This is a genomic window from Amycolatopsis kentuckyensis (assembly GCF_002155975.1).
In the GTDB taxonomy this organism is placed as follows: Bacteria; Actinomycetota; Actinomycetes; order Mycobacteriales; family Pseudonocardiaceae; genus Amycolatopsis; species Amycolatopsis kentuckyensis.
Genome location: NZ_MUMI01000171.1, coordinates 22,917 through 38,224, shown reverse-complemented (window position 1 = coordinate 38,224; position 15,308 = coordinate 22,917). Strand labels below are relative to the sequence as shown.

General features: G+C 70.8%; 17 protein-coding genes. 3 read left to right on the top strand and 14 right to left on the bottom strand.

The features are described from left to right. The first annotated feature begins 44 nt into the window (after window positions 1-44). A complete protein-coding gene (locus CCN39_RS17485) occupies window positions 45-242 on the top strand; it encodes a hypothetical protein (RefSeq protein ID WP_086843266.1) in 198 nt (65 codons plus the stop codon). Here the strand turns inward: CCN39_RS17485 and CCN39_RS17480 are convergent. From CCN39_RS17480 to CCN39_RS17465, 4 genes are read right to left on the bottom strand one after another with little or no spacing between them, the layout of a single operon-like run. Further along, on the bottom strand, window positions 239-1,006 hold the full coding sequence (locus CCN39_RS17480) for a 3-oxoacyl-ACP reductase (protein WP_086843264.1): 768 nt from the start codon (window positions 1,004-1,006) through the stop codon (window positions 239-241). The genes CCN39_RS17485 and CCN39_RS17480 overlap by 4 nt on opposite strands. Continuing rightward, on the bottom strand, window positions 1,006-2,427 hold the full coding sequence (locus tag CCN39_RS17475) for an aldehyde dehydrogenase family protein (RefSeq protein ID WP_434781111.1): 1,422 nt from the start codon (window positions 2,425-2,427) through the stop codon (window positions 1,006-1,008). Before CCN39_RS17475 ends, CCN39_RS17480 begins: the two co-directional genes overlap by 1 nt. A gap of 35 nt (window positions 2,428-2,462) precedes the next feature. Further along, a complete protein-coding gene (locus CCN39_RS17470) occupies window positions 2,463-3,170 on the bottom strand; it encodes a gamma-glutamyl-gamma-aminobutyrate hydrolase family protein (protein WP_086843262.1) in 708 nt (235 codons plus the stop codon). Continuing rightward, window positions 3,151-4,515 carry a glutamine synthetase family protein gene (locus CCN39_RS17465; RefSeq protein ID WP_208630258.1) on the bottom strand — a complete coding sequence of 455 codons (1,365 nt, stop codon included), beginning with the start codon at window positions 4,513-4,515 and terminating at the stop codon, window positions 3,151-3,153. The genes CCN39_RS17470 and CCN39_RS17465 overlap by 20 nt, the downstream gene beginning before the upstream one ends. A 211-nt stretch (window positions 4,516-4,726) precedes the next feature. Here CCN39_RS17465 and CCN39_RS17460 point away from each other — a divergent pair, with 211 nt between their 5' ends. Continuing rightward, complete coding sequence (locus CCN39_RS17460; protein WP_086843259.1) at window positions 4,727-5,248, top strand: YflT domain-containing protein; 522 nt, start codon at window positions 4,727-4,729, stop codon at window positions 5,246-5,248. 239 nt (window positions 5,249-5,487) lie between these two features. On the opposite strand, the gene CCN39_RS17455 is transcribed toward CCN39_RS17460, so the two are convergent. The 4 genes from CCN39_RS17455 to CCN39_RS17440 form a co-directional block, all read right to left on the bottom strand. Beyond that, window positions 5,488-6,450 carry an alpha/beta fold hydrolase gene (locus tag CCN39_RS17455; RefSeq protein ID WP_086843257.1) on the bottom strand — a complete coding sequence of 321 codons (963 nt, stop codon included), beginning with the start codon at window positions 6,448-6,450 and terminating at the stop codon, window positions 5,488-5,490. Between the two features lie 74 nt (window positions 6,451-6,524). Continuing rightward, window positions 6,525-7,721 (bottom strand): DUF1700 domain-containing protein, encoded by a 1,197-nt coding sequence (locus CCN39_RS17450; protein ID WP_086843255.1) that lies wholly within the window; start codon window positions 7,719-7,721, stop codon window positions 6,525-6,527. Beyond that, window positions 7,718-8,041 (bottom strand): PadR family transcriptional regulator, encoded by a 324-nt coding sequence (locus tag CCN39_RS17445; RefSeq protein ID WP_086843254.1) that lies wholly within the window; start codon window positions 8,039-8,041, stop codon window positions 7,718-7,720. Before CCN39_RS17445 ends, CCN39_RS17450 begins: the two co-directional genes overlap by 4 nt. Before the next feature lie 84 nt (window positions 8,042-8,125). Beyond that, window positions 8,126-8,572: an Lrp/AsnC family transcriptional regulator gene (locus CCN39_RS17440; protein WP_244210830.1), complete on the bottom strand. Its 447-nt coding sequence runs from the start codon at window positions 8,570-8,572 to the stop codon at window positions 8,126-8,128. 61 nt (window positions 8,573-8,633) lie between these two features. Between CCN39_RS17440 and CCN39_RS17435 the strand changes: the two genes are divergently transcribed. Then, window positions 8,634-9,536, top strand: a complete 903-nt coding sequence (locus tag CCN39_RS17435) for an SMP-30/gluconolactonase/LRE family protein (RefSeq protein WP_086843250.1) — start codon at window positions 8,634-8,636, stop codon at window positions 9,534-9,536. Window positions 9,537-9,778: 242 nt separating this feature from the next. Here CCN39_RS17435 and CCN39_RS17430 read toward each other — a convergent pair whose 3' ends face one another. The 6 genes from CCN39_RS17430 to rnc all read right to left on the bottom strand — a co-directional run bounded on the left by CCN39_RS17430 (window position 9,779) and on the right by rnc (window position 15,301). Continuing rightward, window positions 9,779-10,957, bottom strand: a complete 1,179-nt coding sequence (locus tag CCN39_RS17430) for an MAB_1171c family putative transporter (protein ID WP_086843248.1) — start codon at window positions 10,955-10,957, stop codon at window positions 9,779-9,781. Further along, window positions 10,954-11,439, bottom strand: a complete 486-nt coding sequence (locus CCN39_RS17425; protein WP_086843246.1) for a hypothetical protein — start codon at window positions 11,437-11,439, stop codon at window positions 10,954-10,956. Before CCN39_RS17425 ends, CCN39_RS17430 begins: the two co-directional genes overlap by 4 nt. Window positions 11,440-11,700: 261 nt before the next feature. Continuing rightward, window positions 11,701-12,135: a helix-turn-helix domain-containing protein gene (locus CCN39_RS17420; protein WP_013223693.1), complete on the bottom strand. Its 435-nt coding sequence runs from the start codon at window positions 12,133-12,135 to the stop codon at window positions 11,701-11,703. Between the two features lie 55 nt (window positions 12,136-12,190). Next, complete coding sequence (gene mutM / locus CCN39_RS17415) at window positions 12,191-13,063, bottom strand: bifunctional DNA-formamidopyrimidine glycosylase/DNA-(apurinic or apyrimidinic site) lyase (protein WP_086843245.1); 873 nt, start codon at window positions 13,061-13,063, stop codon at window positions 12,191-12,193. A gap of 45 nt (window positions 13,064-13,108) precedes the next feature. Beyond that, entirely contained in the window at window positions 13,109-14,464 is a 1,356-nt protein-coding gene (locus CCN39_RS17410; protein ID WP_086843243.1) for a polysaccharide lyase 6 family protein, read from the bottom strand. An 87-nt stretch (window positions 14,465-14,551) separates the two neighbouring features. Further along, a complete protein-coding gene (rnc, locus tag CCN39_RS17405; protein ID WP_208630257.1) occupies window positions 14,552-15,301 on the bottom strand; it encodes a ribonuclease III in 750 nt (249 codons plus the stop codon). Window positions 15,302-15,308: the final 7 nt, after the last annotated feature.

The following is a 15,308-nucleotide window of genomic DNA, read 5'->3' as shown; positions in this document are numbered from 1 at the left end:
TTGCGCAGGGACAACCCGCCCGGGCGCGGCCGACGCTGGTCACCATGACCACCACCGTGATCGCCCTCACCCTGATCGTCGGCGCGCTGACCTTCGCCGCCGGCGCGTTCCTCGCCTCCGAGGTCGCCACCCGGATCCTGCGCCGCCGGGAGAAGGAGATCTCCGAAGAGCGCAAGAAGCTCAACGCCGCCTGGCGCTACCTGCGGGAGGTCTACGACGTCAAGAAGAAGACCAGGCGTTAGAGCGGGGTGACGTACGCGCCGGAGATGCCGCCGTCGACCAGGAACTGCGACGCCGTGATGAAGCTGGCGTCGTCGCTGGCCAGGAAGGCGACCGCGGCCGCGATCTCCGACGGCTCGGCGAACCGGCCGACCGGCACGTGGACCAGCCGCCGCGCCGCGCGTTCCGGGTCCTTGGCGAACAGCTCCTTGAGCAGCGGGGTGTTCACCGGTCCCGGGCACAGCGCGTTGACGCGGATGTTCTCGCGCGCGAACTGCACCCCGAGCTCGCGGCTCATCGCGAGCACGCCGCCCTTGGACGCGGTGTAGGAGATCTGCGACGTCGCCGCGCCCATCACCGCGACGAACGACGCGGTGTTGATGATCGACCCCTTGCCCTGGCGCTGCATGTGCGGCAGGACGGCCTTGCAGCAGTGGTACACCGACGTCAGGTTGACCCGCTGCACGCGGTCCCACGCCTCGATGCCGGTGGTCAGGATCGAGTCGTCCTCCGGCGGCGAGATGCCGGCGTTGTTGAAGGCGACGTCGACCGAGCCGAACTGCTCCACCGTGCTGTGGAACAGGTTCTCGACCTGCTCGGCGTCGGTGACGTCGGTCTGGATGAACGCGCCGCCGATGTCGTCGGCGGCCGCCTTGCCCTCGGCCGGCGAGAGGTCCGCGATGACGACCTTCGCGCCTTCGCTCGCCAGGCGCCGGGCCGAGGCGAGCCCGATGCCGCTGGCGCCGCCGGTGATGACCGCGACGCGGCCTTCGAAACGCTGGACCATTACTCCTCCGTGCTCAGAAAGACGTTCTTGGTTTCGGTGAACGCCGCGGCGGCGTCCGGGCCGAGCTCGCGGCCGAGACCGGACTGCTTGAAGCCGCCGAACGGCGTCCAGTAGCGCACCGACGAGTGCGAGTTCACCGAGAGGTTGCCGGATTCGACGCCGCGCGCAACTCGGAACGCGCGGCCGGCGTCGCGGGTCCAGATCGACCCGGACAGGCCGTACTCGGTCGCGTTGGCCATGCGGACGGCGTCGGCTTCCTCCGCGAACGGCACGACGGCGACGACCGGGCCGAAGACCTCTTCCGCGGCGACCGGGTGCCGCAGGTCGGGCGGGGTGAGCACGGTCGGCGGGAACCAGAAGCCGCGGCCGGCGGGGGCCGTGCCGCGGAACGCGACGGGCGCGTCGTCCGGGACGTAGGAAGCGACCTTGTCCCGGTGCGCGGCCGAGATCAGCGGGCCCATCTCGGTCTTCTCGTCACCGGGGTCGCCGACGACGACGCCGTGCACCGCGGGCTCCAGCAGCTCCATGAAGCGGTCGTACGCGCTCGCCTGCACCAGGATCAGCGAGCGGGCGCAGCAGTCCTGGCCGGCGTTGTCGAAGACGCCGTAGGGCGCGGTCGCGGCGGCTTTCTCCAGGTCGGAGTCGGCGAAGACGATGTTCGCGTTCTTGCCGCCCAGCTCCAGCGTCACGCGCTTCACCTGCGCCGCGCAGCCCGCCATGATCTGCTTGCCGACCTCGGTCGAGCCGGTGAACACGACCTTGCGGACTCCGGGGTGGTCGACGAACCGCTGCCCGACCACGGACCCCTTGCCGGGCAGCACCTGGAAGACGTCCTCCGGGATGCCGGCCTCGCGGGCCAGCTCGGCCAGCCGGATCGCGGTCAGCGGCGTCAGCTCGGCGGGCTTGAGGACGACGGTGTTCCCGGCGGCGAGGGCGGGCGCGAACCCCCAGCCGGCGATCGGCATCGGGAAGTTCCACGGCACGATCACGCCGACCACGCCCAGGGGCTCCTGGAAGGTCACGTTGACGCCGCCCGGCACCGGGATCTGCCGGCCGATCAGGCGTTCCGGGGCGGCGGAGTAGTAGTTGAGGACGTCGCGGACGTTGCCCGCCTCCCAGCGGGCGTTGCCGATGGTGTGCCCGGAGTTCTCGACCTCCAGCCGCGCGAGGTGCTCGATGTCGGCCTCGACGGCGTCGGCGAAGCGGCGCAGCAGCCGCGCGCGGTCGCCGGGGGTGACGTCGCGCCAGGCCGGGAAGGCCGCGTGGGCGCGGGCGATCGCCGCGTCGGTCTCCTCGGCGCTCGTCAGCGGGACGCTCCGCACCACCTCCTCGGTGGCGGGGTTCAGGACGTCGAAACTGAGGTTTGTTCTGGTTAGGCCGCCACGCCCCGCGCTCGATCCGCCGGATTCCTCGGATGCCATGTGGCGGCCGACGGCTGAACAATCCTCACTGGTGGTCATCGGTTCTCCTTGCTCGCTTCGACGAGAGCCTGGAACAGCCGGACGTCGTCGGTGTCCTGCTCGGGGTGCCACTGGACGCCCAGCGTGAACTCGCCGGGCACTTCCGCGGCCTCGATCGTGCCGTCGGCCGCCCAGCCGACGGCCTCCAGCCCGGTGCCGAGCCGGTCGATCGCCTGGTGGTGGTAGCAGAGCGTCTTCGTCTCGGGCCCGAGGATCGACGCCGCCCTGCTGCCCTCGGCCAGCGTGACGGTGCCCCGGCCGAAGGTCGCCGGGGCGGGCTGGTGCTCGGTGGTGCCGCTTTCGGGCAAGTGCTGGGTCAGGGTGCCGCCGAGAGCGACGCTCATCACCTGCAGGCCGCGGCACACGCCGAGCACCGGCTTGCCCGCTCGGCGCGCGGCCCCGAACAACCCGAACTCGAAGGCGTCGCGCTCCGGCCGGACGTAGGTGGCCGGGTGCGGCTCGTGGCCGTAGCGCGCGGGCTCGACGTCGGCGCCGCCGGTCAGCACCAGGCCGTCCATAGTGGACACCAGCCGGTCGTACGCTTCGGACACCGGCGGGAGCAGCACCGGGATGCCGCCCGCGGCGACGACGCAGTCGACGTAGACCCGGTGCAGCAGCACGGCTTCGGTGTCCCAGACCAGGAACTTCGCGGGTTCCAGGTAGGACGTCAGCCCGATGACGGGCTCACAGGCGCTCGAAGCCACGGATCAGCTCCCAGTCGGTGACGGCGGCGTTGTAGGCGTCGATCTCGATCTTCGCCGCGTTCAGGTAGTGGTCGACGACGTCGTCGCCGAACGCTTCGCGCGCCAGGTCGCTGCCGGCCAGGGCCGCCGCGGCCTCGGGCAGCGTCGTCGGCACGGTGTCGCGGCCGGAGTGGTAGGCGTTGCCGGTGAACGGCTCTTCGAGCTCCAGCTCGTTCTCGATGCCGTGGAGCCCGGCGGCGATGAGCGCGGCGACGGCGAGGTACGGGTTGACGTCCCCGCCCGGCACCCGGTTCTCGACGCGCAGCGATTCGCCGTGGCCGACGACACGCAGCGCGCAGGTGCGGTTGTCGGTGCCCCAGGCGATCGCGGTCGGCGCGAAGCTGCCGGGCACGAACCGCTTGTAGGAGTTGACGTTCGGCGCGAAGAAGAACGTCAGCTCGTGCAACCCGGCGAGCTGGCCGGCCAGGAAGTGCTCCATCAGCTTCGAGAAGCCGTGCTCACTCTCGCCGGCGAGGACGGCCCGGCCCTCGGTGGAGCGCAGGCTGATGTGGATGTGACAGGAGTTGCCCTCGCGCTCGTTGTACTTCGCCATGAAGGTGAGGCTCTTGCCCTCCTGCGCGGCGATCTCCTTGGCACCGTTCTTGTAGACGCTGTGGTTGTCGCACGTGCTCAGGGCATCGGTGTAGCGGAAGGCGATCTCCTGCTGACCGGGGTTGCACTCGCCCTTGGCGGACTCGGGGTAGAGCCCGGCGCCGGCCATGTCGTTGCGGATGCGGCGCAGCAACGGCTCCAGCCGCGCGGTGCCGAGCATCGAGTAGTCGACGTTGTACTGGTTGGCGGGCTTGAGGCCGTGGTAGCGCTTGTCCCAGGCGGCTTCGTAGGTGTCGTCGAAGACGATGAACTCGAGCTCGGTGCCGACGTAGGCGGCCAGCCCGCGCTCGGCGAGGCGGTCGAGCTGGCGGCGGAGGATCTGGCGCGGCGACACCGAGACCGGGCCACCCTGCACGCGCTCGACGTCGGCGAGGACGAGCGCGGTGCCCTCCTGCCACGGGATCTCCCGCAGCGTCTCGAGGTCGGGGCGTAGCACGAAGTCGCCGTAGCCGCTGTCCCAGGAGGAGAGCGCGTAGCCGTCGACGGTGTTCATGTCGACGTCGACGGCGAGGAGGTAGTTGCAGGCCTCGGTGGCGTGGCCGACGACCTCGTCCAGGAAGTACTCGGCCGAGCAGCGCTTGCCCTGCAGCCTGCCCTGCATGTCGGTGAGCGCGACGAGCACGGTGTCGATCGTGCCCGCGTCCACTCGCGCCCGGAGTTCGTCGAGCGTGAGCATGCCTCGCCTGCGTGCCATCGTCGCCCCAAAGGTTTGGTATGAATCCTTTGCCGGTCCTTCCTACCCGGTGAGGTAGGCTGGGTCAACCCGAGAAAAGGTATTTTTCTGAGCCATTGCGATCGGGGCTGGTTTGTCCGGGTTGCCCGGCTGAGAAGAGTCTGTGAATTCGCCCGAGCGGGAGGAAAACCAGGGTGCTCGCACGTTGAACAGGGCAAGAGAGGTGAGATCGATGACCACAGCATTCACGCAGACCACGATCGGACAGCAGCAGGCCCGGCCCCAGCTGCCGACCCTGCCCACCGGCTGGCCGATCGGTTCGTACGAGTCCTACGAGCAGGCACAGCGGGCGGTCGACCACCTCGCGGGCACGGACTTCCCCGTCACCGACGTCACCATCGTCGGTGTGGAACCGATGCTCGTCGAGCGGGTCGCGGGCAAGATGTCGTGGGGCAAGGTCCTCGGCAGCGCGGCGACGTCCGGCGCGCTGTTCGGCCTGTTCCTCGGCCTGATGCTCAGCCTGCTGAACCCGGGTGCGGGCATGGTCCCGATCGTGATCGGCCTCGTCGCCGGTCTCGGCTTCAACCTGCTCTTCGGCGCGCTGGGCTACGCGGTGAACCGCAACAAGCGCGGGTTCATCTCGCAGAGCCAGCTGGTGGCCCGCAGGTACGACGTCCTGTCCCAGCCGCGCAACGCCGAGAAGGGCCGCGCCCTGCTGGCCGACCTCGCGGCGCGCAGCGCGTTCGGCCACTGACGCCCGTCGACCCGAAGGCCGCCTCCCCCGGGAGGCGGCCTTCGCCGTACTTGGGGACAGCTCTGCCGGCTGTCTCGGGCCTGGGGACAGCTCCGCCGACTGCCCCGCGCCTGGGGACAGCACTGCCGGCCACCTCGGGCCTGGGGACAGCTCCGTCGGTTGCCCCGTACCTGGGGACAGCTCTGCCGGCGGCCCCGGAAACTGTCGGTGCCCGCCGGTAGCGTGGAAACGGGGGCTGCTCAGGTCCCCGACGACACCGTCGGCGCGTCCGGGATCGCCGCCGGGTCCGACCACCGCTCCAGCCGCCCCGCCCGCAGCAGCTCACCCCACCTTGCCCGGTCGTACTCCGCCGGCGGCGTGCTCGCCAAGAACTCGCGCAGGATCTCCAGGAACCGCTCCGGATCCGACCGATGCGGGAAGTGGCCGGCGCCCTCGAAGAGGACCAGCCTGCTGCCCGGCATCGCCCGGTGCGCGCGCAGCGCGTGGCCGCTCGGCACCACCCTGTCCTCCGTGCCCCACACCAGCAGCGTCGGGATGCCCGCGGTCAGGTAGCACCGGTCCAGCATGTTGACCACCTGCCCGCGCCAGTCGACGACCGAGCGCAGCGTCCGCAGGAACGCCGAGCGCGTGCCCGGCTCGACCAGCCGCGCGTACCGGGTCAGCACGTAGTCGAGGTCGGCGTCGTCGATGACCCGCAGCAGCCCGGCGAACCCGCGCAGCGCCGCCACCGCGGGCGGCGTCCCCAGCAGCGGCAGCAGCAGCCCCGCCCCCGGCGCCGCGGCCAGGCGCAGCAGCGGGTGGACGCCCGCTCCCACCCCACCCGAGCCGACCAGGACGAGGCGTTCGCACCGTTCCGGGAACTGGTAGGCGAACTGCATCGCGACGCCGCCGCCGAGCGAGTGCCCGACCACCGTCACCCGGTCGACGTCGAGCGTGGTCAGCAGGTCGCGCATGCCGCACGCGTAGGCCGCGACCGAGTAGTCCGCACGCGGCTTGGCCGACGAGCCGTGGCCGAGCAGGTCGGGCGCGATCACCGTGAAGCGGTCCGACAGCGACGCCAGCAGGTCCAGCCAGGTCGACGAGTCGTCGCCGATGCCGTGCAGGAAGAGCAGGGCCGGTCCGCGCCCGGCCATCCGGTAGGCGCGCTCGTACCCGTGGACGACCCGGGTGCGCGGGGCGAAACGGTCCGTGGGTGGCGTCACCCGTCCAGCTCAGCACGCTCACGTTCGCCCGGCGTTTCGGGCGCGTTCGGAACGGGTGAACGCGCCCGCGCCCCCTACCTGGTCGGGGTCGGTGAGGCCGACGGCGTGGTCGGCACCGTCATCTTCGGGATCGCCGCGCTGAACGGCACACCGGCCAGCTCGCGGCAGGCGCCGCGGTAGCCGTTGTAGCCGTTGTAATTGCCCTGGTCGTCGGTGACGCCCTGCTCGATCTTCGGCCGCGGGAACCGGTTGTCCTCGCCGATCTTCTGCTTGCTGCCGCTCGACCGCTCGCAGCCGTAGCGGGTCACCGTGATCGGCCTGCCCTCTTCGTCGTAGAGGTAGACCTCGGTCAGCGGCTTGCCCTCGGCGTCGAAGACGTAGACGTTCTCCACGTCGCGGCCGCCGTAGGTCAGCTGGTCGTTGCCGTAGTTGTCGGACGACGACGGGTAGTACGCCGACGGGCCCGAATAGGAGCTTCCGCGGGCGAAGAGGTCGATCGCGGCACCGAAGCCACCCAGCGCGCCGCCGATGACGAACGCCGAGATCGGCACGGCCACCCACAGCAGCCGCCGGTCCTTCCCCACCCGCGGGCCGGCCCACAGCGCCCCGACGGCCGCCAGGATCAGGAACGGCAGCAACAGCACGCCGCTCCGGCGCTGCAGCATGAACAGCAGCCCGAGCGCGACCAGCGCGACGGCGCACAGCACCCACCACGCCGGCTTCAGCGAACCGAGGTAGCGCAGGAACTTGCCGGTGTCCTCCTGCTCACGGCCCTTGGCCAGGGTGGCGCGCAGCCACCCGACTTCCGGCAGGGCCAGCACCGGCTCGACCCCGCCGCGCAGCAGCAGCACCAGGCTGAGCAGGAAGACCGGCGCGAACAGGAACAGGCCGATGAAGGCATCGGGACTGCGGGAGACGGTGGCGCCGAAGGCGAGCAGTCCGAGCCCCAGCGTGCAGAACACCAGACCCCACAACGCGATCCGGGGTTTCACCAGACTGGGCGCGGCGGTGGTGGTGAGCACCTGCGTGGCGCCCTCCCCCGGCGCCGGGTAGCCGCCGGACGCGCGCAGCTCGGCGGCGTAGCTCTCCGGCGAGCCGAGCCGTTCGATCAGGGCCTCGACACGGGCGCCTTCGCCCAGCTCGGCCTCCAGTTCCGCCAGGTGCGGGCGGACGTCCTCGAGGATCTCTTCGATCTCGCTCGCGGGCAGGTCGGCGAGCGCGGTCCGGACCCGCGCCAGATACACCCGCACGGCGGTCGGCTTGTCGCTCATGCTGCCTCTCCCAAAAGCACGTTCATCGTCGATGCGAAGCTCTGCCACGTCTTGCCCGACTCCGCCAGCCGCGCCCGGCCCGGTTCGTTCAGGCTGTAGTACTTGCGGTGGGGACCCTCTTCGCTGGGCACGACGTACGAGGTCAGCAGCCCGGCTTTGTAGAGCCTGCGCAACGTCCCGTACACCGACGCGTCCCCCACCTCGTCCAGGCCGGCGGCCCGGAGTCTTCTCAGTACGTCGTACCCGTAGCCGTCTTCCTCGCGGAGCACCGCGAGGACGGCGAGATCGAGCACGCCCTTGAGCAGCTGACTGATCTCCACTGCACCCTCCAGTCTTACGCTTGGGAAGGTACCACGCAATGCGCAGTAGTGTGCACGGCGGAGGGTGTTCGAGTGCCGGCGCGCTCAGCCCCGCGTGTCGACGGGCCGCTCGAAGAAGGATTCGAGGACCACGATGGTCTGCGTGCCGGTGACGCCGTCGATCGCGAAGAGCCGGCGCAGCGACGCCTGGAGGTCTTCGGTCGTCGCGGTGCGCACCTTGACCAGCAGCGTCGCCGGACCGGCGATGACGTGGGCTTCCACGACTTCGGGGAGCACTTCGAGGGCCTCGCGCACGGAGCTGTCACCCATCCAGGCGTTCGCTTCGACGAGCACGAAGGCCGCGACCCCGCGCCCGACGGCGGCCGGGTCGACATCCACGGTGGTCCGCCGGATGACGTCCTGGTCCCGGAGCTTGCGCACGCGTTCGTGGGCGGCGCCCGCGGAGAGCCCGACGGCCTTCCCGAGGGCGGCGTACGCCTGCGTCGCGTCGCGCTGGAGTTCGCTGAGCAGCATGCGATCTACTTCATCCACCTGTTGACCATATCAGGTTCGGTGATCCATGCTTCTGGCAGAATCTCATGAGGAGCTGGTGATGGACCTGATCAAGACGGACTTCGAGGTGCTGGACGAGCGGTTCGCGCGCGTCAACGGCGACGAGTGGACGCAGCGCCTGCACACGGGCTGCCGCTGGACGGAGGGACCGGCGTATTTCCCGGCGGGGCGCTACCTGGTGTTCAGCGACATCCCGAACGACCGCACGCTGCGCTGGGACGAGACGACGGGTGAGGTCGGCGTCTTCCGTCAGCCGTCCGGGTACGCGAACGGCCACACGGTGGACCGCCAGGGGCGCCTGATCAGTTGCGAGCAGGGCCCCCGCCGCGTGACGCGCACCGAGCACGACGGCTCGATCACGGTGCTGGCAGCGGAGTACCGGGGGAAGCGGTTGAACAGCCCGAACGACGTGGTCGAGCACTCGGACGGGTCAATCTGGTTCACCGACCCGAGTTACGGAATCGACAGCGACTACGAGGGGTATCGAGCGGAGAGCGAGATCGGCGCGTGCCACGTGTACCGGGCGGCCCCGGACGGCTCGGTGGAGATCGTGGCGGACGACTTCAGCCGGCCGAACGGCCTGGCGTTTTCGGCGGACGAGACGCGGTTGTACATCGCGGACACCCGCCAGAAGCCGAGCCACATCAGGGCGTTCACGGTGACCACCGACGGCCGGCTGACGGGCGGCGAGATCTTCGCAACGAGCGACAGCGGCGGCTTCGACGGCGTGAGGGTGGACAGCGAGGGCCAGGTCTGGGCGGCGGCGCACGACGGGCTGCACTGTTTCGCCGCGGATGGAACGCGGATCGGGAAGCTGCGGATCCCGGAGGTGTGCTCGAACTTCACGTTCGGCGGGGCAAGGGGGAACGAGCTGTTCATCACGGCTTCGAGTTCGCTGTACACGCTGCGGGTGACGGTGAACGGGGCTCGGTACCCGCGCTGAGAAGCGGGGTGGCGGGTTCTGTTGTTGGAGGGCGACCGCTCGCGCTGACCACGACGAGCGGCGCGGGGCTGCTGCCGCGCACACCACCCAGCCGACCACCTCGGCCGCAGGGGCTACCCCGGCGAGCGACTCGGGGCTGGTGCCGCGCACACCACCCAGCCGACCACCTCGGCCGCGCGGGCTGGCCGCGGCACGGGGCCTTGCCGCGCGCACCACCCAGCCGATCACCTCGGCCGCGGGGGCTATCCCGGCGTGGCCGCCTCGACTCGTTCCGCCACTGCGTCGCGGTGGCGCCAGGCTCGGCTCACGCGGACCAGCCATGCCGCCTCGGCCGAGACGTCTGCTTCCGTGTCCGGTTCCGGGGGCTGGTCGGGTTCGCGGTCGAAGCGGCGGCCCTGCCTGCCTGCCTCGATCGCCGCCGCCAGGGTGATCGCTTCCACCGTTGCCGCCACCTCCGTCTCGCGGACTCCCGCCCGGCGGGCCGCCGCCTCCGCGCGGGCCGGGAGGTCCGGGTCGAAGTGGGCGCGGAGGGCCAGGTGGCCGTCGCGGATTTCGATGACCCTGCGGTACAGCGCGAACTCCGCTCCTCCCGCCAGCTCGCGGCCCGGGTCGAGGGCGATGCCCGGGACCGCCGTGCGCAGCGCCGTCCACAGTGGCTCGATGCGGCGGTACGCCCGGTACGCGCGTATCCGGCCGATCACCGACGAGACCGCCGGTGACCAGGCGCTGAGCGTGGCCCCGATCGCCACGAAACCGACCGTCACCGCCGCGAGGATCGAGGACGGGAGGTCTTCGCGCGCGCCGATCCGGGCCGTCCGCGCGAGCTCGAGGACGTCGTCGACGTCCCAGAACGTCCACGCCGTCGCCGCGCCCACGCCGACGACCAGCAGCCACAGCCCCGCCCGCAACGGTCCCGGCTCCGCGTGCCACGCGCTGCGGGCGAACACCGCGAACAGCAGGCCGAGGCTGATCAGGCTGTAGAGCAGGAACAACACCTTGTCGCCCAGGGCGAACGGGAGACCCGCGTCCGGGAAGACCGTGTCGTCGCCCACGCGTCGCGGTTCGGACAGCGCGAAGCACACCGCCAGGAGCACCATCGTCGCCCCGGTGAACAGCGCGTGCGGGGCGAGCCGGGCACTGTCGCCGCGCCAGACCGACTGGGTGAAGGCCATCGCGAACCCGATCGCGCCCAGTTTCAGCTCGTCGCCGGCCAGGCTCAGGACCCATTCGGCCACCGGGCCCGGGCCGGCGAGGGCCGACATCGCCGGCGTCAGCACGACGATGCCGGTGGCGATGCAGATGCCGAAGCCGGCGAGGAACCACATCGTGCGCGGCGGCTGGCTGCGGCGCGCCTCGATCAGCTTGTAGCCGAACCCGGCGAAGCCCGCGAGGCAGAGGTAGTAGGCGAGGGATTCGATCACGGCGTGCGGCGGCCGAACACGGAATCGAAGCGCCGCACGCCGTCCGGGACGCCGGGCGCGGGTTCGCGCGGCTCGGCGGGTTTGACGACGCGCTGCGCGAGCAGGCTCGCGACGAGTTCGGCCTCGCGCTCTTCGACCTCCGAGTACGTGGTGCGCCCGAGCACGCGCCGGACCAGTTCGGCCGAGAGGTTCGGCATGAGCTGCCGCCCGGCGGCGGCATCGATGGCGACGCCGTCCGCGCCGGCGTCGGCGCCCACGTGGCCGCACAGCAGGTGCCCGACCTCGTGCAGCAGGATGTGCCGCCGGTGCAGGGCGGTCGTGTTGGTCGGGTAGAGGATGTAGTCGGCGCGTTCGGTGCTCATCAGCAGCCCGCACGGCGCGCCTTCGGGAGCGCTGACGGGCATCAGTTCGATCGGACGCCCCCGCTCGGCGGCCAGTGCGGCGACGAAGTCCTCGGCGTCGAACGGCTCGGGCAGGCTCACGGCATCGGCGACCTGGCGGGCCCGCTTCCAGAGCGATCGAGCCGGTCGCCTCCGCAAGGATGGTCGCGCCACTGTCAGGCCTCCCTCGCCACGCCCCGGCCGTACGGCTTCGACAGGTTCAACGCCGCGCAGCGCAGGTGGTTGCGCGGTCGGGAAAAATCCGACGCGCGGACGCCGCACATGGTTCCACACGGCCGGACCGGAACCCGGACCGGCGGTTCGCGGCAGTACCCGGCTTCCCCAGCGAGCGCACCGGCCCCCTCAGCTCTCCTTCTTCGGGCCGCCGCGGCCGGCCTCCCGCCGGGCGATCGCGTCGATCATGTCGCTGATCGTGTCCAGGCCGTCCGAGGACAACGTCACCGCGCGCAGCGCCAGGTCCCGCACCCCCGCGTCACGCAGGGCGCCCAGCAACGCCAGCTCCTCCGCGATCTTCCGGCTCTGCTCGTCGTCGAAGAAGTACGCCGGTGGGACTCCGAAGAACTGCGCCAGTGCCTCGAGGTGCCGCTTGGTCGGGTTGTCGCGGCGACCCGTGCGCAGCTGCCACAAGTACGTCGTCGAAAAGCTCTCGCCCGTCGCTTCGCGGCAGGCCTTGGCGACCTCTTCGTTGCTGTACGGCTCCCGATCGGGCCTGCGGACCACGTGGAACAGCCGGTCGATCTTGTCGGCCAGCGTCGACTTTCCGGGCTCCTTGACCACGATGCACTCCCTCAGCTACCAGGCATATTCATCCTAGCTGAAGAGCGAACCTCCTTTATCTACCCGAGTTCGCCCTCGGCCGCGGCTGGCACCGCGGGCACGAGAACGACGAACGGTTCATGAACGGCTCCCGGCGGATCGCCGTGCCGCACCGGTGGCACGGCATCCCCTCCTGGCCGTACGCGTCCAGCGACCGGTCGAAGTACCCCGACTGCCCGTTGACGTTCACGTACAGCGCGTCGAACGACGTCCCGCCCGCGCCCAGGGCCGCGTTCATCACGTCCGACGCCGCCGACAGCAGCTCGCGGCCCTTCGCCATGGTCAGCTTCTCGGTCGGCCGGGCCCAGTGCAGGCGCGCCCGCCACAACGCTTCGTCCGCGTAGATGTTGCCGATCCCCGAAACCAGCGTCTGGTCGAGCAGCGCCCGCTTGACCTCGGTGCGCCGCGACCGCAGCGCGCGCACCGCCGTGTCGAGGTCGAACTCCGGGTCCATCGGGTCGCGGGCGATGTGCGCGATCGTGTCCGGCAACAGGACATCACCGCCGATGTCACCGAGGTCGTCCAGCGCCAGGCCGCCGAACGTCCGCTGGTCGACGAACCGCAGCTCCGGCCCGTCGTCGTCGAAGCGCAGCCGCACCCGCAGGTGCTTCTCGTCCGGCGCGCCCTCCGGCTGGACGAGCATCTGCCCGCTCATGCCGAGGTGAGCCAGCAGCGCCTCCTTGTCGGACAGCTCCAGCCACAGGTACTTGCCCCGGCGCCGCGCCGCCTCGACGCGGGTGCCGGCGAGCCGCTGCGTGAAGTCCTCCGCGCCCAGGGCGTGCCGGCGGATGGCGCGCGGGTGCAGGACCTCCGCCTCGCGGATGGTCCGCCCCGCGACGTGCGCCTGCAGGCCCAGGCGGACGACTTCGACCTCGGGAAGTTCGGGCATGCGGCCATTGTGCCCGGCGGGTACGACACTTTTCGAAAAGGCACCTCAGGGAGCGGCCGGGCCGACGTCCGCCTTCGTGAGCGGAACCCGGGTCGTGCCGGACGCGAAGTACTCGTCGGCGCCGACGTCGAAGGTGCCCGCGCGGGCCTGGAGGTCGAAGTCCTTCGCCGCGTACGGGTACGACCCCACGCCCGTGCCGATCGCCGGGCTCCCCGACGCCAGCCGGTAGAGCCCGGCGGCGTCCTTGACCAGCTTCGGGTCGACGTTCCGCGACGGCATCCCCGCGGTGCCGCCGAAGGTGATGTTGCCCTCGTACTTGACCGTCGACCCGCTCGGCAGCGTCACCAGCGTGCCCGAGGTGCCCTTGACGATGTTGTCCGCGACCACGCAGTCCTTCGGCTTGAAGTCCCCGCCGTCGCCGTCGATCACGCTGCTGGACCCGAGCACCGTGTTGTACGCGACGGTGACCCGGTCCGGCCGGTCGTGGAGCTTGCTCGCCGGGCCGCTGTCGGCTTCGTCGCCGGAGCCGAAGACGATGGCGCGGTCACCGGAGTTCGCCACGTAGTTGCCGACGATCCTGTGGTCGTTGCCGTGGAACCGGATGCCCGAGCCGAAGAGCACGTTGCCCTCGACGGTGCTGCGGTTGCCGTGGCGCAGCACGATGTAGCCCCTGCTGTCCCGGATCGTGTTGTACCGCACCACGTTGTCGGACGACTTGACCGAGATCGCCTCGCTGTCGCCGTCGGCCTTCTCGAAGAGGTTGTTCTCGATCAGCGCGTTCGCGGTGTACGACTGGCGGTCGCTGAGCCCGAGCCGGATCGACTCGCCGCCGTTCGTGCCGCTGAACTGGTGGTTGGAGAAGTAGTTGTGGTGCACGTGGACGCGCTTCGCCATGGCGCCGGACGGCCCGAGGATCTGCAGGAAGACGCCCTGGCTGGTGCGGTTCTGGAAGACGTTGCGGTCGACGACCGTGTCGTCGCCACTGACGGTGACCCAGTTGCCGTCGGCCGTGAGCTGGAAGTCGTTGCGGGTCAGGCGGTTGTTCGGCGCGCCGGCGGGGACGCTCAGCGAGGCGCCGCCCCGGAACTTGAACCCGCGCAGCACCACGTTCGAGACGCCGCTTGCGAAGGCGAACGTCTTCGAACCGGTGATGGTGGCCTGTCCGGTGTGCTCGGCGGCGATCGTCACCGGCGCCGTGCCGGTCCCGGACCGCTTGATCGAGAGCGTCGAGCCCGCGGAGTAGCTGCCGTCGGCGAGGACGATCGTGTCACCGGCGTTCGCCTTGTCCATCGCGGACTGCAGCGCGGAGAGGGAGGTGACGCGGATCTGCGCGGCCGACGCCGGCGAGCCGGGCACGACGAGGAGCGCCGCGGCGATCAGGGGTACGAAGAGCAGACGCATCCGCCAGACCTCTCAGTGAGCACGGGGCGGCGGTTGTCCACACGCTACTGAGCGGTCCGGGCAAACGTCAACGAGGGTTCCCGCTGATCAGGACTCCGGTTCGGCCTTCTTCTGGGCCTCGAGTTCGGCGGACAGCGAACGCCAGGCCGTCTCGGCGGCCTTCTGCTCGGCTTCCTTCTTCGTCGACCCGGTGCCGTGCCCGAGGGGACGGCCGACGACCAGCACGGTGGCCGTGAACTCCTTGCGGTGGTCCGGCCCGGTGTCCTCGACCTTGTACTCGGGCACGCCGAGACCGGCCGACGCGGTCAGCTCCTGCAGGCTCGTCTTCCAGTCGAGCCCCGCCCCGCGCAGCGGCGCTTCGGCGAGCAGGCCGTCGAAGAGGTGGTGCACGAGCTTGCGGGCGATCTCGATGCCGTGCTCGAGGTAGACGGCACCGATCACCGCCTCCAGGCCGTCGGCGAGGATGCTCGCCTTGTCCCGGCCGCCGGTGAGCTCTTCGCCCTTGCCCAGCAGCAGGTGTGCCCCGAGACCGCCTTCGCCGAGCCCGCGGGCGACCCGCGCCAGGGCGTGCATGTTGACGACGCTGGCGCGGAGCTTCGCGAGCTGCCCTTCGGGCAGGTCGGGGTGCGTGGTGTAGAGGTGATCGGTGACCACGACGCTGAGCACGGCGTCACCCAGGAACTCGAGACGCTCGTTCGGCGGCAGCCCGCCGTTCTCGTACGCGTACGAGCGGTGGGTCAGCGACAGCCGGAGCAGCTCGGGGTCGAGGGTGACCCCGAGCGCTTCGAGCAACGGCGCCGGATCGGCTGGTGGTCCCCCGGGCGTCTTGCCCCCCATATCGGCT

Bases quoted from the DNA above. Each gene is read 5' to 3' on its own strand.
- CCN39_RS17485 (WP_086843266.1), top strand. From the start codon at position 45: ATGACCACCACCGTGATCGCCCTCACCCTGATCGTCGGCGCGCTGACC.
- CCN39_RS17480 (WP_086843264.1), bottom strand. From the start codon at position 1,006: ATGGTCCAGCGTTTCGAAGGCCGCGTCGCGGTCATCACCGGCGGCGCC.
- CCN39_RS17475 (WP_434781111.1), bottom strand. From the start codon at position 2,427: ATGGCATCCGAGGAATCCGGCGGATCGAGCGCGGGGCGTGGCGGCCTA.
- CCN39_RS17465 (WP_208630258.1), bottom strand. From the start codon at position 4,515: ATGGCACGCAGGCGAGGCATGCTCACGCTCGACGAACTCCGGGCGCGA.
- CCN39_RS17460 (WP_086843259.1), top strand. From the start codon at position 4,727: ATGACCACAGCATTCACGCAGACCACGATCGGACAGCAGCAGGCCCGG.
- CCN39_RS17450 (WP_086843255.1), bottom strand. From the start codon at position 7,721: ATGAGCGACAAGCCGACCGCCGTGCGGGTGTATCTGGCGCGGGTCCGG.
- CCN39_RS17435 (WP_086843250.1), top strand. From the start codon at position 8,634: ATGGACCTGATCAAGACGGACTTCGAGGTGCTGGACGAGCGGTTCGCG.
- mutM (WP_086843245.1), bottom strand. From the start codon at position 13,063: ATGCCCGAACTTCCCGAGGTCGAAGTCGTCCGCCTGGGCCTGCAGGCG.
- CCN39_RS17410 (WP_086843243.1), bottom strand. From the start codon at position 14,464: ATGCGTCTGCTCTTCGTACCCCTGATCGCCGCGGCGCTCCTCGTCGTG.
- rnc (WP_208630257.1), bottom strand. From the start codon at position 15,301: ATGGGGGGCAAGACGCCCGGGGGACCACCAGCCGATCCGGCGCCGTTG.